Origin of the sequence: Kitasatospora sp. NPDC098663 (assembly GCF_044760075.1) — a bacterium.
In the GTDB taxonomy this organism is placed as follows: Bacteria; Actinomycetota; Actinomycetes; order Streptomycetales; family Streptomycetaceae; genus Kitasatospora.
Window position 1 is genome coordinate 40,198 of sequence record NZ_JBIWAP010000008.1, and the last position, 19,293, is coordinate 59,490.

At 74.3% G+C, this 19,293-nt stretch carries 19 protein-coding genes; 10 read left to right on the plus strand and 9 right to left on the minus strand.

Annotated elements, in window-relative coordinates; translation table 11 throughout:
* Nucleotides 1-226 precede the first annotated feature (226 nt).
* Nucleotides 227-1,867 carry an apolipoprotein N-acyltransferase gene (lnt, locus tag ACIQVZ_RS10935; protein ID WP_402448800.1) on the plus strand — a complete coding sequence of 547 codons (1,641 nt, stop codon included), beginning with the start codon at nt 227-229 and terminating at the stop codon, nt 1,865-1,867.
* Between the two features lie 55 nt (nt 1,868-1,922).
* Entirely contained in the window at nt 1,923-2,501 is a 579-nt protein-coding gene (gene fxsA, locus ACIQVZ_RS10940) for an FxsA family membrane protein (RefSeq protein WP_402448802.1), read from the plus strand.
* Nucleotides 2,502-2,623: 122 nt separating this feature from the next.
* Here the strand turns inward: fxsA and ACIQVZ_RS10945 are convergent, their stop codons facing one another.
* The 3 genes from ACIQVZ_RS10945 to ACIQVZ_RS10955 all read right to left on the minus strand — a co-directional run bounded on the left by ACIQVZ_RS10945 (nt 2,624) and on the right by ACIQVZ_RS10955 (nt 5,212).
* Complete coding sequence (locus ACIQVZ_RS10945; protein ID WP_030306127.1) at nt 2,624-2,998, minus strand: RNA polymerase-binding protein RbpA; 375 nt, start codon at nt 2,996-2,998, stop codon at nt 2,624-2,626.
* Nucleotides 2,999-3,273: 275 nt separating this feature from the next.
* The gene (locus ACIQVZ_RS10950; protein ID WP_402448804.1) at nt 3,274-4,890 is read right to left on the minus strand and encodes a hypothetical protein; all 1,617 of its coding nucleotides are present in this window, start codon (nt 4,888-4,890) and stop codon (nt 3,274-3,276) included.
* A gap of 127 nt (nt 4,891-5,017) precedes the next feature.
* Complete coding sequence (locus tag ACIQVZ_RS10955; protein ID WP_063346460.1) at nt 5,018-5,212, minus strand: hypothetical protein; 195 nt, start codon at nt 5,210-5,212, stop codon at nt 5,018-5,020.
* 430 nt (nt 5,213-5,642) lie between these two features.
* On the opposite strand from ACIQVZ_RS10955, the gene ACIQVZ_RS10960 reads away from it, so the two are divergent.
* The 4 genes from ACIQVZ_RS10960 to ACIQVZ_RS10975 all read left to right on the plus strand — a co-directional run bounded on the left by ACIQVZ_RS10960 (nt 5,643) and on the right by ACIQVZ_RS10975 (nt 8,335).
* Nucleotides 5,643-6,068 carry an ankyrin repeat domain-containing protein gene (locus tag ACIQVZ_RS10960; protein WP_402448807.1) on the plus strand — a complete coding sequence of 142 codons (426 nt, stop codon included), beginning with the start codon at nt 5,643-5,645 and terminating at the stop codon, nt 6,066-6,068.
* Nucleotides 6,069-6,091: 23 nt separating this feature from the next.
* On the plus strand, nt 6,092-6,604 hold the full coding sequence (locus tag ACIQVZ_RS10965; protein ID WP_363581696.1) for a GNAT family N-acetyltransferase: 513 nt from the start codon (nt 6,092-6,094) through the stop codon (nt 6,602-6,604).
* 46 nt (nt 6,605-6,650) lie between these two features.
* On the plus strand, nt 6,651-7,724 hold the full coding sequence (locus ACIQVZ_RS10970; protein WP_402448810.1) for a serine hydrolase domain-containing protein: 1,074 nt from the start codon (nt 6,651-6,653) through the stop codon (nt 7,722-7,724).
* 113 nt (nt 7,725-7,837) lie between these two features.
* On the plus strand, nt 7,838-8,335 hold the full coding sequence (locus ACIQVZ_RS10975) for an NUDIX hydrolase (protein ID WP_063346456.1): 498 nt from the start codon (nt 7,838-7,840) through the stop codon (nt 8,333-8,335).
* 33 nt (nt 8,336-8,368) lie between these two features.
* Here the strand turns inward: ACIQVZ_RS10975 and ACIQVZ_RS10980 are convergent, their stop codons facing one another.
* From ACIQVZ_RS10980 to ACIQVZ_RS10995, 4 genes are all read right to left on the minus strand, one after another.
* Nucleotides 8,369-9,019 carry a vitamin K epoxide reductase family protein gene (locus tag ACIQVZ_RS10980; protein ID WP_402448812.1) on the minus strand — a complete coding sequence of 217 codons (651 nt, stop codon included), beginning with the start codon at nt 9,017-9,019 and terminating at the stop codon, nt 8,369-8,371.
* A gap of 68 nt (nt 9,020-9,087) precedes the next feature.
* Nucleotides 9,088-9,909, minus strand: coding sequence for a DsbA family protein (locus ACIQVZ_RS10985; RefSeq protein ID WP_402448814.1), 822 nt, complete (start codon nt 9,907-9,909; stop codon nt 9,088-9,090).
* A 136-nt stretch (nt 9,910-10,045) separates the two neighbouring features.
* Nucleotides 10,046-10,720 (minus strand): hypothetical protein, encoded by a 675-nt coding sequence (locus ACIQVZ_RS10990; RefSeq protein ID WP_402448816.1) that lies wholly within the window; start codon nt 10,718-10,720, stop codon nt 10,046-10,048.
* Nucleotides 10,721-10,964: 244 nt separating this feature from the next.
* Nucleotides 10,965-11,951 (minus strand): hypothetical protein, encoded by a 987-nt coding sequence (locus tag ACIQVZ_RS10995; protein WP_402448818.1) that lies wholly within the window; start codon nt 11,949-11,951, stop codon nt 10,965-10,967.
* A gap of 237 nt (nt 11,952-12,188) precedes the next feature.
* Here ACIQVZ_RS10995 and ACIQVZ_RS11000 point away from each other — a divergent pair, with 237 nt between their 5' ends.
* Nucleotides 12,189-13,076: a CHAD domain-containing protein gene (locus tag ACIQVZ_RS11000; RefSeq protein WP_402448821.1), complete on the plus strand. Its 888-nt coding sequence runs from the start codon at nt 12,189-12,191 to the stop codon at nt 13,074-13,076.
* Between the two features lie 137 nt (nt 13,077-13,213).
* On the opposite strand, the gene ACIQVZ_RS11005 is transcribed toward ACIQVZ_RS11000, so the two are convergent.
* On the minus strand, nt 13,214-13,993 hold the full coding sequence (locus ACIQVZ_RS11005; protein WP_350883595.1) for a uracil-DNA glycosylase: 780 nt from the start codon (nt 13,991-13,993) through the stop codon (nt 13,214-13,216).
* 203 nt (nt 13,994-14,196) lie between these two features.
* On the opposite strand from ACIQVZ_RS11005, the gene ACIQVZ_RS11010 reads away from it, so the two are divergent.
* The 3 genes from ACIQVZ_RS11010 to ACIQVZ_RS11020 all read left to right on the plus strand — a co-directional run bounded on the left by ACIQVZ_RS11010 (nt 14,197) and on the right by ACIQVZ_RS11020 (nt 16,362).
* Nucleotides 14,197-15,168: an SPFH domain-containing protein gene (locus ACIQVZ_RS11010; RefSeq protein ID WP_402448825.1), complete on the plus strand. Its 972-nt coding sequence runs from the start codon at nt 14,197-14,199 to the stop codon at nt 15,166-15,168.
* Nucleotides 15,169-15,245: 77 nt separating this feature from the next.
* A complete protein-coding gene (locus ACIQVZ_RS11015) occupies nt 15,246-15,704 on the plus strand; it encodes a CBS domain-containing protein (RefSeq protein ID WP_350883599.1) in 459 nt (152 codons plus the stop codon).
* 151 nt (nt 15,705-15,855) lie between these two features.
* On the plus strand, nt 15,856-16,362 hold the full coding sequence (locus ACIQVZ_RS11020; protein ID WP_402448828.1) for a hypothetical protein: 507 nt from the start codon (nt 15,856-15,858) through the stop codon (nt 16,360-16,362).
* Here the strand turns inward: ACIQVZ_RS11020 and ACIQVZ_RS11025 are convergent.
* Entirely contained in the window at nt 16,359-19,280 is a 2,922-nt protein-coding gene (locus ACIQVZ_RS11025; RefSeq protein ID WP_402448830.1) for an FAD-binding and (Fe-S)-binding domain-containing protein, read from the minus strand. The two genes, ACIQVZ_RS11020 and ACIQVZ_RS11025, sit on opposite strands and share 4 nt — an antisense overlap.
* Nucleotides 19,281-19,293 lie beyond the last annotated feature (13 nt).

Here is a 19,293-nt window from a genome sequence, read left to right on the forward strand (position 1 = left end):
GTCCCCCGCGTGCTGCCCGCCCCGGACTCCCGCCCGGAGTCCCTGGGCGGGCAGCACCACGCCTGCGACCCCGCCGCCCGGTGGGGGGCGTGTGCGGCAAGGCCCGCCGGGCCGTGGGCCGCCGACCCGGCTACCACCCTGACCTCACGGCTCCCCGACGGTCCGGGGTACCTTCTTCGGACAGCGTCCGAACAGCAAGATCCAGGAAGATGGTGCGCCGGTGGCCATGCCCGTCACCCAGGAGCGGCCCGGGGCCGCACCCGAGCCGGCGGAGTCGGCGCCCAGGCCCGGCCGGGCCGCCCGCGCCGTCGCCAAGGTCCGGGCGGGCCTTCCCCGCACCGGCCTCGCGGCCCTGTCGGGTCTGCTGCTCGCACTCGCCTTCCCGCCCTTCGACCTGTGGCCGCTGTCGCTGCTCGGCGTCGCCGCGCTGTCCCTGCTCACCCGGGGCCGCACCGTCCGCCAGGCGGCCTGGACGGGCTTCGCCTTCGGCCTGCCGTTCTTCCTGCTGCTGCTCAGCTGGCTGCGGGTGGTCGGCTGGGACGCGACGGTCGGCCTGTCGGTCGTGGAGGCGCTGTTCCTGGCCGTCCTCGGCGGCGGTCTGGCCCTCACCTCCCGGCTGCCGGCCTGGCCGCTCTGGGCGGCCTGCCTGTGGATCACCCAGGAGTGGGCGCGCGACCGGCTGCCGTTCGGCGGCTTCCCGTGGGGGCGGCTGGCCTTCGCCAACACCGCGACCCCGTTCACGCCGCTGGCCGCGCTCGGCGGCGCACCGCTGGTGACCTTCGCGGTCGCCCTCTCGGGCGCCCTGCTCGCCGGCGCCGCGCTGCGCCTGCGCGGGCCGCGCAGGACGCCCCGGGCCGCCGCGCTGGCGGGGCTGGGTGCGGTGGCCGCGCTGCTGGCCGGGTATCTGGTGCCGGTGCCGACCGCGCCGGCCGACACCGTGAAGGTCGCCATCGTCCAGGGCAACGTGCCCAACCCGGGCATGGACTTCCTGGGCCGCCCGATGATGGTCCTCAACAACCACGCGGTGGCGACCGAGCGGCTGGCCGCGGACATCGCCGCCGGCAAGGTCGAGCGCCCCGACATCGTGATCTGGCCGGAGAACTCCTCCGACCTGGACCCGTTCAGCGACCCGCTCGCCTACCAGCGCATCGACCAGGCCGTGAAGACGGTCGGCGTGCCCACCCTGGTCGGCACCCTGGTGGACGGCCCGGACGCGCAGCACGTCCAGAACGAGGGCATCGTCTGGGACCCGAAGACCGGCCCCGGCGCCTCCTACACCAAGCAGCACCCCGTCCCGTTCGGCGAGTACGTGCCGTTCCGCGCCCAGCTGATGAAGGTGATCACCCGGCTCCAGCGGGTCGCCCGGGACTTCTACCCCGGCGACCACAACGGCGTCATGCAGCTCGGCCCGGCCCGGATCGGCGACGTGATCTGCTTCGAGGTCGCCTACGACGAGATCGTCCGCGACACCGTGGACAGCGGCGCCCGCGTCCTGGTGGTCCAGACCAACAACGCGACCTACGCCAAGACCGGCCAGCCCGAGCAGCAGCTCGCGATGAGCCGGCTGCGCGCGGTCGAGCACGGCCGGGCCGTGCTGATCGCCGCCACCAGCGGCATCAGCGCGGTGATCGCCCCGGACGGCACGGTCCAGCAGCGCACCGAGGAGCTGACCGCGGCCGAGCTGTCGGCGGTCGTCCCGCTGCGCGACGGCACCACCGTCGCCGACCGGGTCGGCGCCGCGCCGGAGTGGACGCTGGCCCTCGCAGGCCTGCTGGCCTGCGGCGCGGGCGTGCTGGTCGGCCGCCGACGGAAGGCCCGCGCCGGAACACCGGCCGCCGGGGAATCGTTGGACCAGGTGGTGCCGTAGCCGGCCCGGACCTCCCGTGCGGCGCGCAGAGCACTGCTTGGAGTGGATTCGTACCGTGACCCAGCAAGCTACCCCCGCCCGTCCGGCCCCGCGCGGCAAGCTCCGCCGGGTGCTGCCGCTGCTGATCACCGCCTGGCTGGTGCTGGAGATCTGGCTGCTGGTCCAAGTGGGCTCGTGGCTGGGCGGATTCGTCGTCGTGCTGCTGCTCATCGCGGGCGCGCTGATCGGCGGTTCGCTGATCAAGCGGGCCGGGCTGAAGGCGCTGTCCGCGGCGATCGAGCAGAGCAAGGATCCGAAGTCCGAGCAGCCCGAGACCGGCACCAGCCTGACGGTGCTGGCGGGCCTGCTGCTGATCGTCCCGGGCTTCCTGTCGGACCTGGTGGCGCTCACCCTGCTGTTCCCGCCCACCCGGGCGCTCTGGCGGGCCGGTGGCCGCCGGGTGGCCGACAAGGCGCTGCGCAGCACCGTCGCCGCCGGGGCCGATCCGTTCGCGGACGCGATGCGGCTGCAGGAGCAGCTGCGCATCCACCGCCCGGACGGCAAGGTGATCCAGGGCGAGGTGGTGGAGCCCGGCGACGGCCCGCGCGGCCCGCAGGGCCCGGACACCACCTACCGCCCGCCGATCCCGGGCTGACCGCCCCTCCCGGGGACCCCAGGGCTGGCCCTGAGGTCCCCGGGAACGCGAGGCGGGAACGCGAAAGGGACCCTGGTGACCAGGGTCCCTTTTCGCGTCCTCCCGCCGTGGCGGGAGCGAGGTCAGGCGCTCTTGCGGGTGTCCCGCGGGTGCACCGCGAGGTTCATTCCGCCGGAGCGGAGCACGGCCAGTCGCTCGGCCAGTACCTCCTCCAGTTCCTCACGGGTCCGGCGCTCCATCAGCATGTCCCAATGGGTACGCGTCGGCTTGACCTTCTTCTCTTCCGGCTCGTCGCCGTCGAGAAGTACCGCCTCCTGGCCACAGAAGCGGCATTCCCAGGCCTGGGGGATCTCCGCCTCGACCGAGAAAGGAACCTCGAATCGGTGGCCGTTCTGACATGCATACTCGACGGTCTGGCGGGGAGCCAGATCGATACCGCGGTCGGTCTCGTAGCTAGTGGCCCCGAGTCGCGTGCCGCGGAGAGCTCGCTCGCTCATGAATCGTGCCTCCCGGGCTTATGGCCCACAGGACTAGTGGTCGCTGTTCTTCGTCGTTCGGTCAACGCTCGGCTTCCGACGAAGATTCCCGTCCGGGGACATGCGTCGTCTGTCGTGCCGCCCCTGTTTGTACCCATCGGCGCCCGATTTGTCACATCTGGCCGTGGATATCACCCTGGGTGTCACCTATTTCACATCTGGTGATCGGTCGGCCTTTCCGTGACGAGCCTACCGGGACGGGATTCGAGGACCGCCGCCGCCCCCGTCCGCCGCGGTCAGGAGATCGGGCGGGAACGGATCATCGGCTCGCCCTTGGCGAGGTCGACCGGGTGGGCCCCGGGTGCCGGATCGGCGGGCAGGACCAACGGCGGGCGCTCCGGCCGGGGCGGCAGGTCGGCGGCGGCCTCGGTGCGGGTGTCGCGGTGCGGCAGCAGGGCGATCACCGCGTCCCGCAGCTGGGTCGGGGCCTCCTCGTCCAGCGGGTCGACGGTGGCCGGCACCTGGAGCCGGACGGGGGTGCCGTTGCCGATCCGGGCGTAGCCGCGGCCGGCGGGGGCGTGCGCGGCGGGCACGATGTCCAGCGGCGCGCCGAGCGCGGCGTGGCCCTCCTCGGGCCCGGCGGGGCCGAGGACGACCCGGGCCCGGGTGGTGGCGCGCACGGTCGAGGTGATCCGGCCCCTGGCCTCGACGTCGTCGGCGATCACCACGGTGACGCGGGCGGCGCGGCCGTGCCGCAGCGGCAGCTCCAGCAGGTCCTGCGGGTCCGGGCGGCCCTCGGCGTGAGCGAGCTCGCTGAGCTCGGTCGGGTGGTCCAGGAGCAGCCAGAGCGGGCGGGTGGCGTCCTCGGGGGGTGCGGTGCCGGCGTGCCGGGCGGCGTTCAGCGCGGCGAGCCGGCGCTCGGTCTCCTGGGCGGCCCACTCCAGCGCGGCCAGCGCGCCGTGCAGGCTGGTCTCCACGGTGTGCACGCCGGGCCGGTTGACCAGGCAGGCGTGCTCCCCGGTGCCCGCGCCGTCGACCACCACCAGGTCCCCGTACGGGAGCGCCTGGAGGGCGATCGAGCGGATCAGGCTGGAGGTGCCGTAGCCGGTGACGCCGAGCGCCAGCAGGTGCGGCTCGGCCGAGCGCGGGCCGGTGCGCCAGACGACCGGCGGCTGCTGGGCGATCGCGCCGCCCTGGGTGACCGGGATGGTCCGGGCGGTGCCGTCCTCGTCGGTGAAGCCGAGCACGATCTCGCCGGGGGCGGCCACGAAGCGCTGGGCGACGATGTCGGCGGGCAGTGGGGTGAGCGCGGCGATCCGCAGCCGGTTGGACTCCTCGTCCCAGTCGAAGCGGTACTCCCGGGCCCGGCCGGCCTTGCCCTGGACGACCTGCTCGATCCGGGCCCGCGCGATCGGCTCGGTGTCGGTGAAGTAGGCCGGATAGCCGAGTTCCAGCCGGGAGAGCCGGCCCTCGTCGTCGAACTCCCAGGAGCCGAAGGCGTGCTTGTAGTGGCCCTGGTAGTGGTACAGCGGGTTGGCGTCCTCGGGGCCGCACAGGTACGGCGTGAGCGCCGCGTAGAGCGCGCCGAGCTTGATGTCGGCGACGTCCGGGGCGGGCGGGGCGGGTGCCGGCTTGGGGGCCCGGCCGGCCCAGGCGGAGCTGGCCATCAGGGCGATCAGGGCGAACAGCAGGCCGTGCGGCAGCAGGTAGACGCCGACCAGCATCGCGGCGGAGAGGAACAGCGTCGGGCCGCGGCGCTCCTTCGGGGTGGCGTTCCAGCGGTCCTTGGCCCAGCCCGCGTGGTGGCGCAGTCCGCGGGCGATCACGGAGAGCGGGGCGAACATGTCGGAGGCGTGGTCCCCGGCGGTTCGGGCGATCTCGCGGCCCTTGCTGAGGTGGCGTTGGAGCGGCATTCCTTGACTCCCCGGGCGAGTGGGACGGGTCGGGTGGCGGGGGCGGAGCAGGTACGACGGGACCCGGGGCGGTGGGATCCGCGCCCGGGCCCGTGCGGGGGAGTGGCAGCGCCTGGAACGTGGACCGCTAGAACTTGAGGCCGCCGAGCAGGCTCGCCAGGCTGGCGCCGCCGGCGGTGATGCTCGGGGCGATCGAGGAACCGGCGACGTAGAAGCCGAAGAGGGCGCAGACGACGGCGTGGGAGACCTTTAGTCCGTCCCTGCGGAAGAACAGAAAGGCGATGGTGCCGAACAGGACGATGCCGGAAATCGAGAGGATCACGTTCTGCTCCTCGGGAGGGGGGACGGGGACGGTGTTACGGAAAGTGCGTTAATCGTGACAAAAAGTAATAGATGATGGAACGGTGCAAATGGGTGGTTTCCCGTTCAACGTCGCCCTGGAGTTCGGGCGAAGGCGGGCGGACCGGCCGGGGTGGGGCCGTGTCCCGCGCAGTTCCGGTGCGGCGAGGCATTCCCGCCGGGTGGGCGGGAGGTTTCCGGGGGGTCGGGGAAGTTCGCCCGGATGGCCGCCGTCCGAGGGCCGTCATCCGCCATCCGGACGCGCGCTGGCCGGGCCCGGCGCCCGGCCGCTACGGTGCGGTACGCGCAGCTCCTCCAGCCGCACCCCGTCAGCGACACTCCTCCACCGTGGCCCTGCCGCCTGCGCAACCCGCAGAACCCGCAGAGCCCGCAGACCGGAAAGGCCGCCCGCCATGACCGACGCCGCCGACCAGCAGCCCGCCGACGCCCCCGTCGCCCCCGACGCCGAGGTGATCGCCCTGGCCGGAAAGCTCTTCGACGCCGCCCGCGCCGGCGAGACCGACGCCCTGGCCGCCTACGTGGACGCCGGTGCGCCCGCCGACCTCACCAACGACCGCGGCGACACCCTGCTCATGCTCGCCGCCTACCACGGCCACGCCGCCACCGTCGAAGCCCTGCTGACGCGCGGCGCCGACCCGAACCGCGCCAACGACCGCGGCCAGACCCCGCTCGCCGGCGCCGTCTTCAAGGGCGCCGAGGACGTGCTGACCGTCCTGCTGGACGGCGGCGCCGACCCCGCCGCCGGCACCCCGAACGCCGTCGACACCGCGCGGATGTTCGGCAAGGACGAGCTGGTCGCCCGTTTCGAGGCCCGCTGACCCAGGTCGTAGGCTCTTCCCTCATGAAGAGCACCACCATGGAGGCCGGAACCGTCGAGTTCCGTGTCACCGGCTACGCCCACCCCGACGCCCAGGCCCTGTCGGCGGAGGTGCAGCAGGAGTACGTCCGCCGCTACGGCGACCCCGACGAGACCGTGCTGCACCTCGACGACTTCGACTCGCCGGCCGGCCTGTTCCTGGTCGCCTACCTCGACGGCCGACCGGTCGCCTGCGGGGGCTGGCGGGCCAAGCAGGCCGGGCCGGACGGGCTGCGCGACGGCGACGTCGAGCTGAAGCGGATGTTCGTGGTCCCCGCCGCCCGCGGCCGCGGCCTGGCCCGGGCGGTACTGCGCCGCCTGGAGCAGACCGCCGCCGAGGCCGGACGCACCCGCGTCATCCTGGAGACCGGCACCGAGCAGCCCGAGGCCGTGGCGCTGTACGGGTCCGAGGGGTACGCGGCGATCCGGAAGTTCGGCATCTACCGCGACCACCCGCAGAGCATCTGCCTCGGCAAGGAACTTCCCGCGGCGGCCTGACCGGCCCGCCCGCCGGGTAGGCTCACGACACCTCTGAGGGGGGACGATGAGCCAGCAACCGCCAGGAGCCGACCGGCTCCCCGCCCTGGCCGCGCCCGGCGGGGAGCTGGACCGGCTGGTCCGGGGCGGCGTGCGCACCGTCGGGGCCGGCGCCGTCTGGGCCGTCGGCGATGCCGGGGGGACGCTCGGCGGCGGCGCGCACGGCGTGCTCGGGCGGGGCCCGTACGCCCGGCTCGCCCCCGGGCCGGACACCCGGTACGACCTCGCCAGCCTCACCAAGATCATCGCCCTCTGGCCCTGCGCCGGAGTGCTCCGGCAGGCCGGGCGGCTTCCGCTCGACGAACCGCTCGGCCACTGGTGGCCGCCCGCCTCCGGGCATCCCGTCGGATCAGTGACGATCCGTCAACTCCTCGCGCACACCGCCGGAATGCTCCCGCGCACCGGATTCGAGCAGCGCTACGGACGCGACCTCGCGGCGATCCGGGCCGGGGTGATCGCCGCCCCGCTGCACCGCGCCCCCGGCACGGTCGTCGAGTACACCGACCGCGCTGCCGTCCTGCTCGGCTACCTCGTCGAGGACCTCGGCGGCGCGCCGCTGGACGAGCTCGCCGCCCGCTGGATCTGGCGGCCGCTCGCCATGGCCGACACCCGGTACGGGCCACTCGGCCCCGCCGACACCACGCGCACCGCGCCCACCGAGTACGACCCGCAGACCGGGAGCCACCTGTGCGGCGTCGTCCACGACCCCTCGGCCCGGCTGCTCGGCGGCGTCTGCGGCAACGCCGGGGCCTTCTCCACCGCCCGCGACCTCGCCCGCTTCCTCACCGCGCTGCTCACCCTGCCGCCCCAACTACCCTGGGGCGAGGCCTGGATCGCCGAGTCACTGCGCGAACAGACCGGCGGCCTCGCCCCCGCCCGCGGCCTGTCCTGGCTGCACGCCCCCGGCACCGACCCCGCCGAGGGCGCCTTCGTCCACTACGGCTTCACCGGCACCGGCATCTGGATCTCCCGGCGGCTCGGCCGCTGGGCGCTGCTGCTCACCAACAAAGTCCACTACGACCGCGGCATCCAGCCTCTGACCGACCTGCGCAACGCCTACCGGCGGGCGGTCTTCGGGTAGGGGCTCTCGTGCGTCGAGTACCCGATCGGGTGGATTAGGTACGAACCGCCGGATCCGGCACGGGGGTTGCGGCAGAGTGGCCACCGCGACGGGGCACCGGCGGAGGAGGCGCGATGACGGACACCTGGCTCTCGGAACAGGATTGGCTGGCCGGGCTGCTGCGCGCCTACGTCGGCTGCAGCGTGCTGCTCACCGGCGAGGGCGGCGACGTCCTGCTGCTGAAGGCCAGTTACCGCGCCCAGTGGCAGTTCCCCGGCGGCGGGATGGACCCGGGCGAGGGTCCCGCCGAATGCGCCGCCCGCGAGCTGCGCGAGGAGACCGGGCTGGTGGCCGGCGAGCTGCGGCTGCTCGTCGTCGAGTGGCGCGATCCGATCCCCGGTCAGGGTGAACACGCCCACCCCGCCGTGCAGTTCATGTTCGACGGCGGAACGGTCGCGGCCGGCGCGACCATCCGGGTGCAGGCCGAGGAGATCGCCGAGTACGGGTACTTCACCCCCGCCCGGGCGGCCGCGCTGCTGCACCCCTGCGCGGCGCGCCGGCTCACCCGGGCCCTGGCGGCCCGGCGCACCGGCGCCACCGCGCTGCTGCACTCCACGGGATACGTCGGCTGACGATCCGTCAAGCGCGCAGGTCCGTCGGACCCGTCAGACCAGCGTGCTCCAGTAGTACCAGAACCGGTTGAGGATCAGCAGCGCGATCACCGCCGCCCACAGCACCGGCACCGCCCAGTGGTAGCGCGCCGCCTCCCGCACGATGGGCCGCAACCGCGGACCCACCGGGATCACCCCCGTCCGGAGGTTGTGCAGCGTCGTGTACCAGAACAGCGCCACCACCGTCGCCCACACCACCATGCAGTACGGGCACAGCGCGCCGATCCGGTACAGCGCCTCGTCGATCAGCCAGTGCACGAACACCACCCCCAGCAGGGTGCCCGCGTGCAGGCCCAGCCAGAACCAGCGCCGGTACGCGGCACCGGCCAGCAGCCCCGCCCCGACCGCCGCCAGCGCGCCGAAGGCGGCCAGCCCGAGCAGCGGGTTCGGGAAACCGAAGACCTCCGCCTGCTCGGTGCGCATCACCGAACCGCAGCTGATCACCGGATTGATGTTGCAACTGGGGACGTAGGACGGATTCTCCAGGATGCGGAGCTTGTCGAAGGTCAGGACGGCCGAGGCGGCCAGCCCGATCAGCCCGCCCAGGAACAGCAGCAGGGAGAACACCCGGCCCGCGCCGACCGGCGCACGGCCGGCGTCGCCGGGGACGGAAGAGGAGAGGTGCACAGAGGTAGCGGCGGTCATGGCAGCGCACTCCGGTGGCTGGGAGGAGCCGGCCCGGCCGGGGTTCGGCCGGGCCGGTGGTGCCGTGCTTACTTCAGGCCGGCGGCCTGCTTCACCTGGGCGGTGAACTGCTCCGGCGTCACCGTGGACTGGCCGCTGAACAGGGTGATCGGCTTGCCGTCCACCTTGACCGTCGGGGTGCCCGTCACCCCGCTGCCGTTGAACGCCTCCGCGACCTTCGCCGCCCACGGCGCGTACGTCTTGTCGGTGACGGCCTTCACGAAGGCGTCCGTCTTCAGCCCGGGCACCTGGCGGGCCAGGTCGAGGATGCGGTTGACGTCGCCGAAGTCGTCCTTCCGCTCGTCGGGCTGGTTGGCGTACAGCACGTCGTGGAACTGCTTGAACTTGTCCACGCCCTCGTTGAGCGCGGCGCCCGCGGCGGCCAGCGCGGTGCGCGAGCCCTTGCCGCCGAGGGCGTTGTCCAGGAACGCCGCCAGGTGGAACTCCACCTTGATCGAGCCGTCCTCGGTCAGCTTCTTGACCGCCTCGCCGTTCGCCGCCTCGAAGTGCTTGCAGACCGGGCAGCGGAAGTCCTCGTACACCTCCATGGTGTGCGGGGCGTCGGCCTTGCCGTAGGTGATCACCGTGCCGCCCGGGCCGGAGGCGTTCGCCGGGACGACCAGCTCCGTCGGCGCGGACGCATCGGCCGCCGCCTTCGAGTCCTTCTTGCCGGACGCCGAGTTGATCGCGACCGCCGCTCCGCCCGCGAGGGCGAGCACCGCGACGGCGGACACCGCCACGACGATCCGCTGACGGCGCTTCGACGCCGCCTGTTCGATGCGCTGCGCCTCCTGGATCCGCTCACGGGCACTGATGCGCTTGGCCTGCTGCTTGCTGGGGGTCTGAGCCATGGAAGGCAACTCCTGTACGCGGCGCGCGGATGCGCGCGGGAAACCGCACCGGGTGCGGCGGGGTCGGTGAACGCGGGAGTTGTGCGCGCTGCCTGCGGACGAACGTGCGCGGCGGCCCCGGAAGGCCTCGGGCGGGTCAGCAGACAGGCGCGAGAACCGGCGGACCACGCCGGGGAGCCGGGCTCAGCACCACGTCCTCGCGGCGCGGCCGCACGCGGTCCGACACCGGCAGCGGCACCCGCAGCACCGGTCGAACCGGAGCCGGGAGCAGCAGCAGGACCAGGGCGCGCAACGGGCGGGCCAGCGACTGGCGCAGCGCGCGCAGCGACCGGGCCAGGCCCGACAGGGCGGCGTCGCCCAGCCGCAGCCAGGCGGCGGCGGCCAGCGCGATCACCAGGTGCACCAGCAGGAGCAGCACCTGGGTCGCCGCCGGGGCCAGCGGCCCCACGTGGCCCAGCGGACCGGCCAGCAGCGACCCGTCCACCGAACCGCCGCCACACACCAGCAGGTTCACACCGCGCGCGGGCACGTGCTCGGACAGGATCGGCCCACAGCCGGCCTGCCCCAGGTTGAACGTCGTGTTGAGCAGCAGCTCGACCGGCACCAGCACACCGGAGATGTGCAGCAGCCGCCGCTCCCCGCCGGCCAGCGCGGCCGCGACCAGGAAGACGACGGCGGTCGCGGCCGCCACCAGCGAGAGCGGCAGCGGGCGACCCGTGATGACCACCTGGCCCAGCGCGGACAGCGGCACGGCGAGCGCGGTGAACACCGCGGCCCGCAGGGCCCTGATCGCATGGGTGGAGGTCGTCACGTCCCGGAGTATGCCACGACGCTTACATCCGGCACGAGGGCGCGTACCCGGGGAGTCGAAGCGTTGCCCGCCGGAGGCCGTTCGTTCACCCGGGGCCTGTGCGTCAAGGCCGGTAGGCAGAGCAGCGGAGCTGTCGTGGAAGAGGTCACTCCAGGACCTCCTCCACGACAGCTCCGCTGCCGGAGCGGGCTGCCGGACCACGGACGGTCGGGGGCGCGGGCTCCTGGCGGGGTGGGGGGAGGGCTCAGATGATCTGGATACCGGGGGCGAACAGGTCGGTGTTCAGGTTCTGGTTGTTCTCCCCGCCGGTGGTGTCGTCGATGGCGGAGGACCAGACGTTGCCGGTGGGGGCACCGGGCGATGCCGTGATGATGACGCTGACGGCCTGTTCGGCGCCGGGCGGAAGGCCCAGCAGCGGGGTGATGGTGCAGTCCTCGATCTCCGAGACGGTCGGGTCGGTGGGGTCGTTGAACAGCGTGGTGCAGGTCATCGGGCTGCCGAAGGCGACTTCCTTGAACCGGACGTACGGCGGCAGGGAGAAGACCAGACGGATCGGCTGGTGGGCGGTACCGGCGTTCTTGTCGTTGCCGGCCACGAAGTGCAGGATGCCGTCGGTTCCGTCGGCGTAGACCGCGCCGGTGGGAGGGCGGAGGTAGAGCGCGGGGGAGGTGTCGACGGTGGGGGCGGGCGGTGCGCCGTTGATGTTGACGCCGGGGGTGATGATCGCGTCGGTCGGGTCGGTGACGGTGTCGCCGCCCGGGACGGGCAGTGCCGAGGCGGTGCCCCAGGAGGCGACCTTCGGGGTGGGCGGGGTGCCGGTGGGCGCGTCGATGGTGACGGTCAGGGTGGTGCTGGCGCCGGCGGACAGCGGGGAGAGGGTGCACTCCAGGACTTCCGGGACCAGCCGGTCGGGGTTGCTGTAGCGCTTGGCGCAGGAGACGATGCCGGGCCCGGACGGCAGCGGGGTGTCGATGTTGACGAAGATCGGGGAGGTGTAGCGGAACGTGATGTTGCTGGTGCCGTTGTCGGCACTGACGTTCGTCAGGGTGAACGTCTGGGTCGTGGTGGTCGGGCCCGGGGTGACCACGGCCTCGGAGGCCGACAGCGCCAGGTCGATCACGGTCGGGGCCAGTGGTCGGGCCGGGCCGGGCCGGCCGGCGGCGGGCGTTGCGGACAGGCTCACCGTCATGGCTGCGGCAATCGCCGCCGTCAGTCCGAAGCGCTTGAACATCGATTCACACCTGTGCCTTCCATGTGGGAGTGAGAGCAGGGCGTACAGCAGTTGCCCATTCTGATTCGCGCACGAAGGATGTGAAGCTCCCACGACCACGGAAGGCGAAGAACTGCCACCAACGGGGGAACGGCCCGCTGCTGGAACCGCCCGGGCGACGGCTGGTCGGGCAGCCCGCCGCCGGGTTCACTAGCCTGGAAGGCGTTCCAGGCGACCCCGACGAGGGGGTGAACGCTCATGGCGCGACCCACCGCCACGGTGGGGCAGGTGCTGCTGGACCGCATCGGGGCCCAGGCGGCGGTGCTGGCAGGCCTCGACGACGCCGTCCGGGCGGACGAACCGGACGCGGTGCACCGGATGCGGGTCGCCTGCCGACGGCTGCGCAGCGCCCTGCGGACCTTCCGGCGGCTGTTCGCCCCCGGGGCCACCGACCACCTGGTCGCCGAACTGCGCTGGCTCGCGGCCGCCCTCGGCCGCGCCCGGGACGGCGAGGTGCTCGCCGAGCGGCTGGCAGCCCAGGCCCGGGCACTGCCCGCCGAGTGCCGGCCGGAGCGAGTCGCGGCGGAGCTGGAGCGGTGGGGACGGGCCGAGTACCGGCAGGCCTGGCCGGAGGTGCTCGCGGCCCTCGACAGCCCGCGCCGCCGCGCCCTCGCCGACGCCCTCGCCACCCTTCTCGCCGACCCCCCGCTGCGCCGCCGGGCCGCCCGCGCAGCCGTCCCCGAGCTGGCCCGGATCGCCGAACGCGAGCAGCACCGCACCGGCGAGCGCGTCCGGGCGGCCCTGGACGCCGGGGCCGGGCCCGCCGAGCAGCGCGACCGCGCCCTGCACGAGGCCCGCAAGGCCGCCAAACGCGCCCGTTACGCCGGCGAGACCGCCGCCCCGGCGGTCGGCGCGGCCGCCGAGCGGTACACGGACCGGATGAAGGCCGTCCAGGAACTGCTGGGCGAGCACCAGGACGCCGTGATCGCCGCCGACACCCTCACCGGGCAGGCCGCCGAGAGCGGCGAGCCCTTCGGCCTCGGGGCGCTCTACGCCCGCCAGCTCGCCGCCGCCGAGACGGCCCGGGCCCGCTTGCCCCAGGTGTGGGCCCGGGCGGCGCGGCGCACATTGCTGCGGTTCGGCTAGGTCGAACCTAGGCCGGCGCCGCGTGGGCCGGGGCCGCGTCGTGGGCGGCGGCGAGGGCGTGGCGGGCCCGGTCGGTCGGGAGCCCGGTCGGTCGGGGCGGCTCCGGCGGCGCCGTACGGGGGTCGGTGCCGTCGGGCCTACTCCGGCGCCGGTTCCAGCCCGGCCGACCGGGCGGCGGTGCGGAGCAGGGCGCGGAGCATGGGGGTGGTGAGGCGGCCGGTGTTGGTGTTGCGCGGGCTCACGTGGTAGCAGCCGTACAGCTGGAGGGCGGGGCCGCCGTCGGTGGCGGGGAGGACGGCGAGGGCGCCGTGGCCGAAGGCGGGCCGGGGCCGGGGGACCTGCCAGCCGGCCTGCGCGAGGGCGGGCAGGAGGGCCTGCCAGGCGAAGCCGCCGAGGGCGACGACGGTCCGTACGGTGGGGCGCAGCAACTGGAGTTCGCGGGTGATCCAGGGGCGGCAGGTGTCGCGTTCGGCGGTGCTGGGCTTGTTGTCGGGCGGGGCGCAGCGGACCGGGTCGGTGATGCGGACGCCGTGCAGGCGCAGGCCGTCGCCGTACCGGACGGACTCGGGGCGGTTGGCGAGCCCGAGGTCGTAGAGCGCCGCGTAGAGCAGGTCGCCGGACGGGTCGCCGGTGAAGATCCGGCCGGTGCGGTTGGCGCCGTGGGCGGCGGGGGCGAGGCCGACCAGGACGAGCGGGGCGTCGGGCGGGCCGAAGCCGGGGATCGGGCGGGCCCAGTAGTCCCAGTCCAGGTAGGCGCGGCGCTTGGTGCGGGCGGTCTCCTCGCGCCACTGGACCAGGCGCGGGCAGGCCCGGCAGTCGGTGACGACGCGGTCCAGCGCGGTGAGCGAGGTGGCGCGGGCGGCGGCCTCGGCGGGGTGGCGGGGGTGGCCGGGGTCGTCGGCGGCGGACTGCGGCATGGCCACGATCCTAGGGCTCGCGCCCGGCCCGTACCGAGCTTGCACCGGTCCCGCGTCGGCCCTGCGTCGGCCCTGCGCCGGCCTGCCCGGGCAGGCGTAGCGTTGAATCAGCTGCTCCGGCGGCCCCCGGCTGGGCCGGGTCGGCGACGGCCGGGGCTGGCTGGTGCGCGAGGAGGCCTCGCCGAGGCCGCAAGGAGGCCGCGATGATCGTCGATGCGGTGCTGGGTGCCATCGGGGGGCTGGTCGGGCTGGGGGCGATCTGGGCCGGCCTGAGTGTCCGGGTCGTCCAGCAGTTCCAGAAGGGAGTGGTGTTCCGCTTCGGCCGGGTGCGCAGGGAGGTGCGCGAGCCCGGGCTGGTGGCGCTGCTGCCGATCGCGGACAAGCTGCGCAAGGTGAACGTGCAGATCGTGACGATGCCGATCCCGGCGCAGGAGGGCATCACCCGGGACAACGTGACCGTCCGGGTGGACGCGGTGGTGTACTTCCGGGTCGAGGACCCGGTGAGGGCGACCGTCAACGTGCAGGACTACCACTTCGCGATCTCCCAGGTGGCGCAGACCTCGCTGCGCTCGATCATCGGCAAGAGCGAGCTGGACGACCTGCTGGCCAACCGCGAACCGATCAACCAGGGGCTGGAGTTGATGATCGACAGCCCGGCGCTGGGCTGGGGCATCCAGATCGACCGGGTGGAGATCAAGGACGTCGCGCTGCCGGAGTCGATGAAGCGCTCGATCGCGCGGCAGGCGGAGGCCGAGCGGGAGCGGCGGGCGCGGATCATCACGGCGGACGGCGAGTACCAGGCCTCGGCCCGGTTGTCGGAGGCGGCGGCGGTGATGAGCGCGACCCCGGCGGCGCTCCAACTGCGGTTGCTGCAGACGGTGGTGGAGGTGGCGGCGGAGAAGAACTCGACGCTGGTGCTGCCCTTCCCGGTGGAGCTGCTGCGCTTCCTGGACAGCGCGACGGACAACCAGCAGCGGGCCGCGGTGAATGCCGCGGCGGCAGCGGCGAAGGCCGCCGAACGGGCCGCCGTGGAGCGGGAGGAGGCGGCGAAGGCGGAGGTCGAGCAGGACCGGTTGCAGCACGAACTCCCGCCGCTGGAGGAGGTGTTGGACCAGTCTCCGCTGTCAGGAGCGGACGCACCGGGCGGGCCCGCGGAGCCGGACCAGGCGGCCTGACCGGTGCCCGGTGGCGGCCTCCGCGGGCCCGGACCAGGATGGAACAGGGGGCGGAAGCCAGGCCAGGAGGCGGGATCATGACCAGAGCCAGCGACATCATGCACCCGGGCGCGGAGTGCATCCGCGAGCACGAGACGCTCGCCGCCGCCGCCCGGATCATGCGGGAACGACACGTCGGCGCGCTGCCCATCTGCGGGGAGGACGACAAGCTGCTGGGCATCGTGACCGACCGCGACATCGTGCTGCGCTGCGTCGCCGAGGGCCGGGACCCGGCCGGGGTGACGGCGGGCGAGCTGGCCCTGGGCCGGCCGATGACGGTGGAGGCGGACGAGGACGCGGAGCAGGTGCTACGGGTGATGGAGCAGTACCGGGTGCGTCGGCTGCCGGTGATCAACCACCCGGATCACAAGCTGGTCGGGATGATCAGCGAGGCGGACATCGCGCGCGGGCTGCCGCAGGCCCGGGTCGCGGAGTTCGTGTCGGCGGTCTGCGCGGAGGAGGCGCCCGCGGAGGAGGCGGCCAAGGCCGGGACCTGACCGCGCCGGAGCGTGACGACGCCGGGGTCTGACGACGGCGGCGGCTCAGGGGCGCGGCGAATGCTCAACGCCCGCGACCTGTTCGCGCCACCGATCGAATCCGGTGGTAACTTTGGTTGTCATGTGATGATTCGTTAACTATGGTTGTCGCATGACGGCGATCGAGATCACCCCCGAGGAACGGTCCGAACTGGCCAGGGCGCTCGGTGACGCCCTGAACCCCCTTGCCAGGGCTGTGCGTTCGCGCGAGACCGGACTGCCCGAGGATCGGATGTGGGGCGCGGACCCAGTCGATGCCACGCTCTCCGTCCTCGCTGCCTGGAAGGTGCTGGACACGGAGGTCAAGCGGCTGACCGCGATCGCGGCGGCGACCGCGGGCTCCTACGGCGCGAGCTACGAGCAACTGGGTGCGGCCTGGGGCATCACCCGGCAGGGCGCCCGGAAGAAGTGGCCGCAAGCCCGCCCGGTGGCGCCGCAGGGCACGCTCGAACTGTTCGGTGGCACCGCTGAGTTGGAGCAGGATGCGGAATCCGGCGGCTGGCGTTGGGCGGGTGTCGGCGCCGACGGCGCGCGCGGTGCGGCTGACCGTGGCTACCCGACGAAGGAGGAGGCCGCGGCCCGCGCCGGGGCCTTCCTCGGAGAGCACGCCGCGCCCTAATCGCGCTTCCGAAGCGCCCCGGCGATCAGTTCCGCCAGGTGCAGGGCCTGGCGGCCCTGGGCGAGTTGGGCGATCTGGGTGCGGCAGCTGAAACCGTCGGCCAGGACCACCGTGCCGGGGGCGGCGGCCCGGACCTCGGGGAGCAGGACGCGCTCGGCGATCGCCTCGGACACTTCGAAGTGGCCGCGCTCGAAGCCGAAGTTGCCGGCCAGGCCGCAGCAGCCGGAGTCCAGCACCCGGTTGTGCAGGCCGAGCCTGGCCTCGACCCGGCGGTCGGCGGCGCTGCCGAGGACGGCGTGCTGGTGGCAGTGGGTCTGGGTGACGGCGTCCAGCGGGACCTGGGGGAGCGGGGCGTCGGAGGCGTACTGGTCGAGGAACTCGGCGAAGGTGCGGGTGCGTTCGGCGAGCGGGCGGCCGTCCGGGCCGAGCAGTCGGGGCAGGTCCTCGCGCAGGGCGGCGGTGCAGCTCGGGTCCATCCCGACCACCGGGGTGTCGGCGGGCAGCCCGGCGTCGGCCAGCGTCCGCAGGCTGCGCCGCAACACCCGGCGGGCGGTGCCGAGTTGGCCGGTGGAGTACCAGGTCAGGCCGCAGCAGACCGGGCCGGCGGGCAGCCGCACGTCGAAGCCCAGGTGTTCCAGCACCTCGACGGCTGAGCGCAGCACGTTCGGCTGGAGGTGGTCGGAGAAGGTGTCCGGCCACAGCAGCACCGGCCGTGCCCCCGCCGGGGCCGGGTGCGCGGCGCGGTGGCGGCGGTACCAGCGGGTGAAGGTCTCGGGCGGGAGGACCGGCAGCACCCGGCGCCGGTCGATCCCGCCGAGCCGCTTGAGCGGCCCGGCGGCCGGGGAGCGGGCGAGGGTGTTGGCGGCGCCGGGGGCGAGGGCGGCGGCCCGCAGCCAGAGCGGGAGCCAGCCCATCGAGTAGTGGGCGAGCGGGCGCGGGCGGTGCCGGTAGTGCTGGTGCAGGAACTCGGCCTTGTAGGTCGCCATGTCGACATGGACCGGGCAGTCGCTCGCGCAGCCCTTGCAGCTGAGGCAGAGGTCCAGGGCCTCCCGGACCTCCGTCGAGCGCCAGCCGTCGGCGATCGCCGCGCCGCCCTGGCGGCCGGGAGGTGCGGCCATGCCGCGCAGCATCTCGGCCAGCAGCCGGGCCCGGCCCCGGGTGGAGTGCCGCTCCTCGCCGGTGGCCATGTAACTGGGGCACATCACCCCGGTGTTCGGGTCCACGCACTTGGCGACGCCGACGCAGCGGTGCACGGCCTTGGCCAGGCTGCCGCCGTCCTGCTCGTACGGGAGGGCGAGCGGCAGCGGGCGGCGCGGGGCGGTGACGAAGCGCAGGTCGGCGTCGAGTGGGCGCGGGTCGACCAGGGCCCCCGGGTTGAGCAGGTGCTCGGGATCCCAGATCCGTTTGAACTCGCCGAACAGGGCGATCACTTCGGGCGGGTACATCCGGGGCAGCAGCTCGCCGCGGGCCTGCCCGTCGCCGTGCTCGCCGGAGAGCGAACCGCCGTAGGAGACCACCAGGTCGGCGGCCTGCTCCAGGAACTCCCGGAAGACCAGCACCCCGGCGGGGTCGTCCAGCGGGAAGTCGATCCGCAGGTGCACGCAGCCGTCGCCGAAGTGCCCGTACGGCACGCCGTGCAGGCTGTGCCGGCGCAGCAGGGCGCGCAGGTCCCGCAGGTAGTCGCCGAGGCGCTCGGGCGGGACGGCGGAGTCCTCCCAGCCGGGCCAGGCCTCGCCGCCGCCGGGCAGCCGGGTGACGATGCCGGCGCCCGCCTCCCGGACGGCCCAGAGCTGGCGCTGCTCGGCCGGGTCGGTGATGAGGGCGACGGAGGCGGAGCGCTCGCGGCGCACCGCGTCGGCGAGCCGGCGGGCGGCCTGGTAGGCCTCGACCGGGGTGGCGCCGCCGGTCTCCAGGAAGAGCCAGCACTCGCCCGCGGGCAGCCGGTCCAGCGCGGGCGGGCGGGGGCCGGCGGCGAGCAGCGCGGCGATCAGGTCGGCGGACATGCCCTCGGCGGTGAGCGGTCCGAGCGGCAGCAGCGCGGGGACGGCGTCGGCGGCGGCGCCCTCGTCGGGGTAGCCGGCCACCACCAGGGCGCGCGCGGGCGGCTCCTCGACCAGCCGGACGGTCGCGCCGAGCAGCACCGCGCAGCTGCCCTCGGTGCCGGTGAGCGCGCGGGCCAGGTCGTGGCCGTGCTCGGGGAGCAGGGCGTCCAGCGGGTAGCCGGAGGTGCGGCGGGGCAGCGCGGGCAGGCCCTGGCGGATGGTGGAGAGGTTGCGGTCGGTGAACTCCTGGAGCTGCCGGTGGAGTTCGCCGGGCCGCCCGGGCAGGGCGCGGAGCGCGGCGCGCTCCTGCGGGGTGAGCCGGCCGCCCACGGTCAGCTCGGTGCCGTCCGCGAGCAGCAGCTCCAGCCGCTCGACGTTGTCCGAGGTGCGCCCCCAGGCGAGCGAGTGCGAGCCGCAGGAGTCGTTGCCGATCATGCCGCCGAGGGTGCAGCGGCTGTGCGTGGACGGGTCGGGGCCGAAGCGCAGCCCGTACGGCCGGGCGGCGCGCTGGAGGTCGTCCAGCACGGTGCCCGGCTGGACCCGGGCGGTGCGGGCCTGCGGGTCGACGTCCAGGACGGCGCCGAGGTGGCGGCGGAAGTCCAGCACCACCGCACCCGGGCCGATCGCCTGCCCGCCGATGCTGGTGCCCGCCCCGCGCGGCACCACCGGCACGCCGTACCGGCGGCAGAGCGCGAGGGTGGTGCGGACGTCGTCGAGGTCGGCGGGTTTGACCACGCCGAGCGGCAGCTGCCGGTAGTTGGACGCGTCGTGGCTGTAGACGGTCCGTTCGGCAGTGCCGAAGCGGACCTCCCCGCGCAGCACGGCGGACAGTTCGCGGGCCAGCTCGGCCCCGGGGGCTGCGGACGGACGGCTCACCAGGGACCTCCGG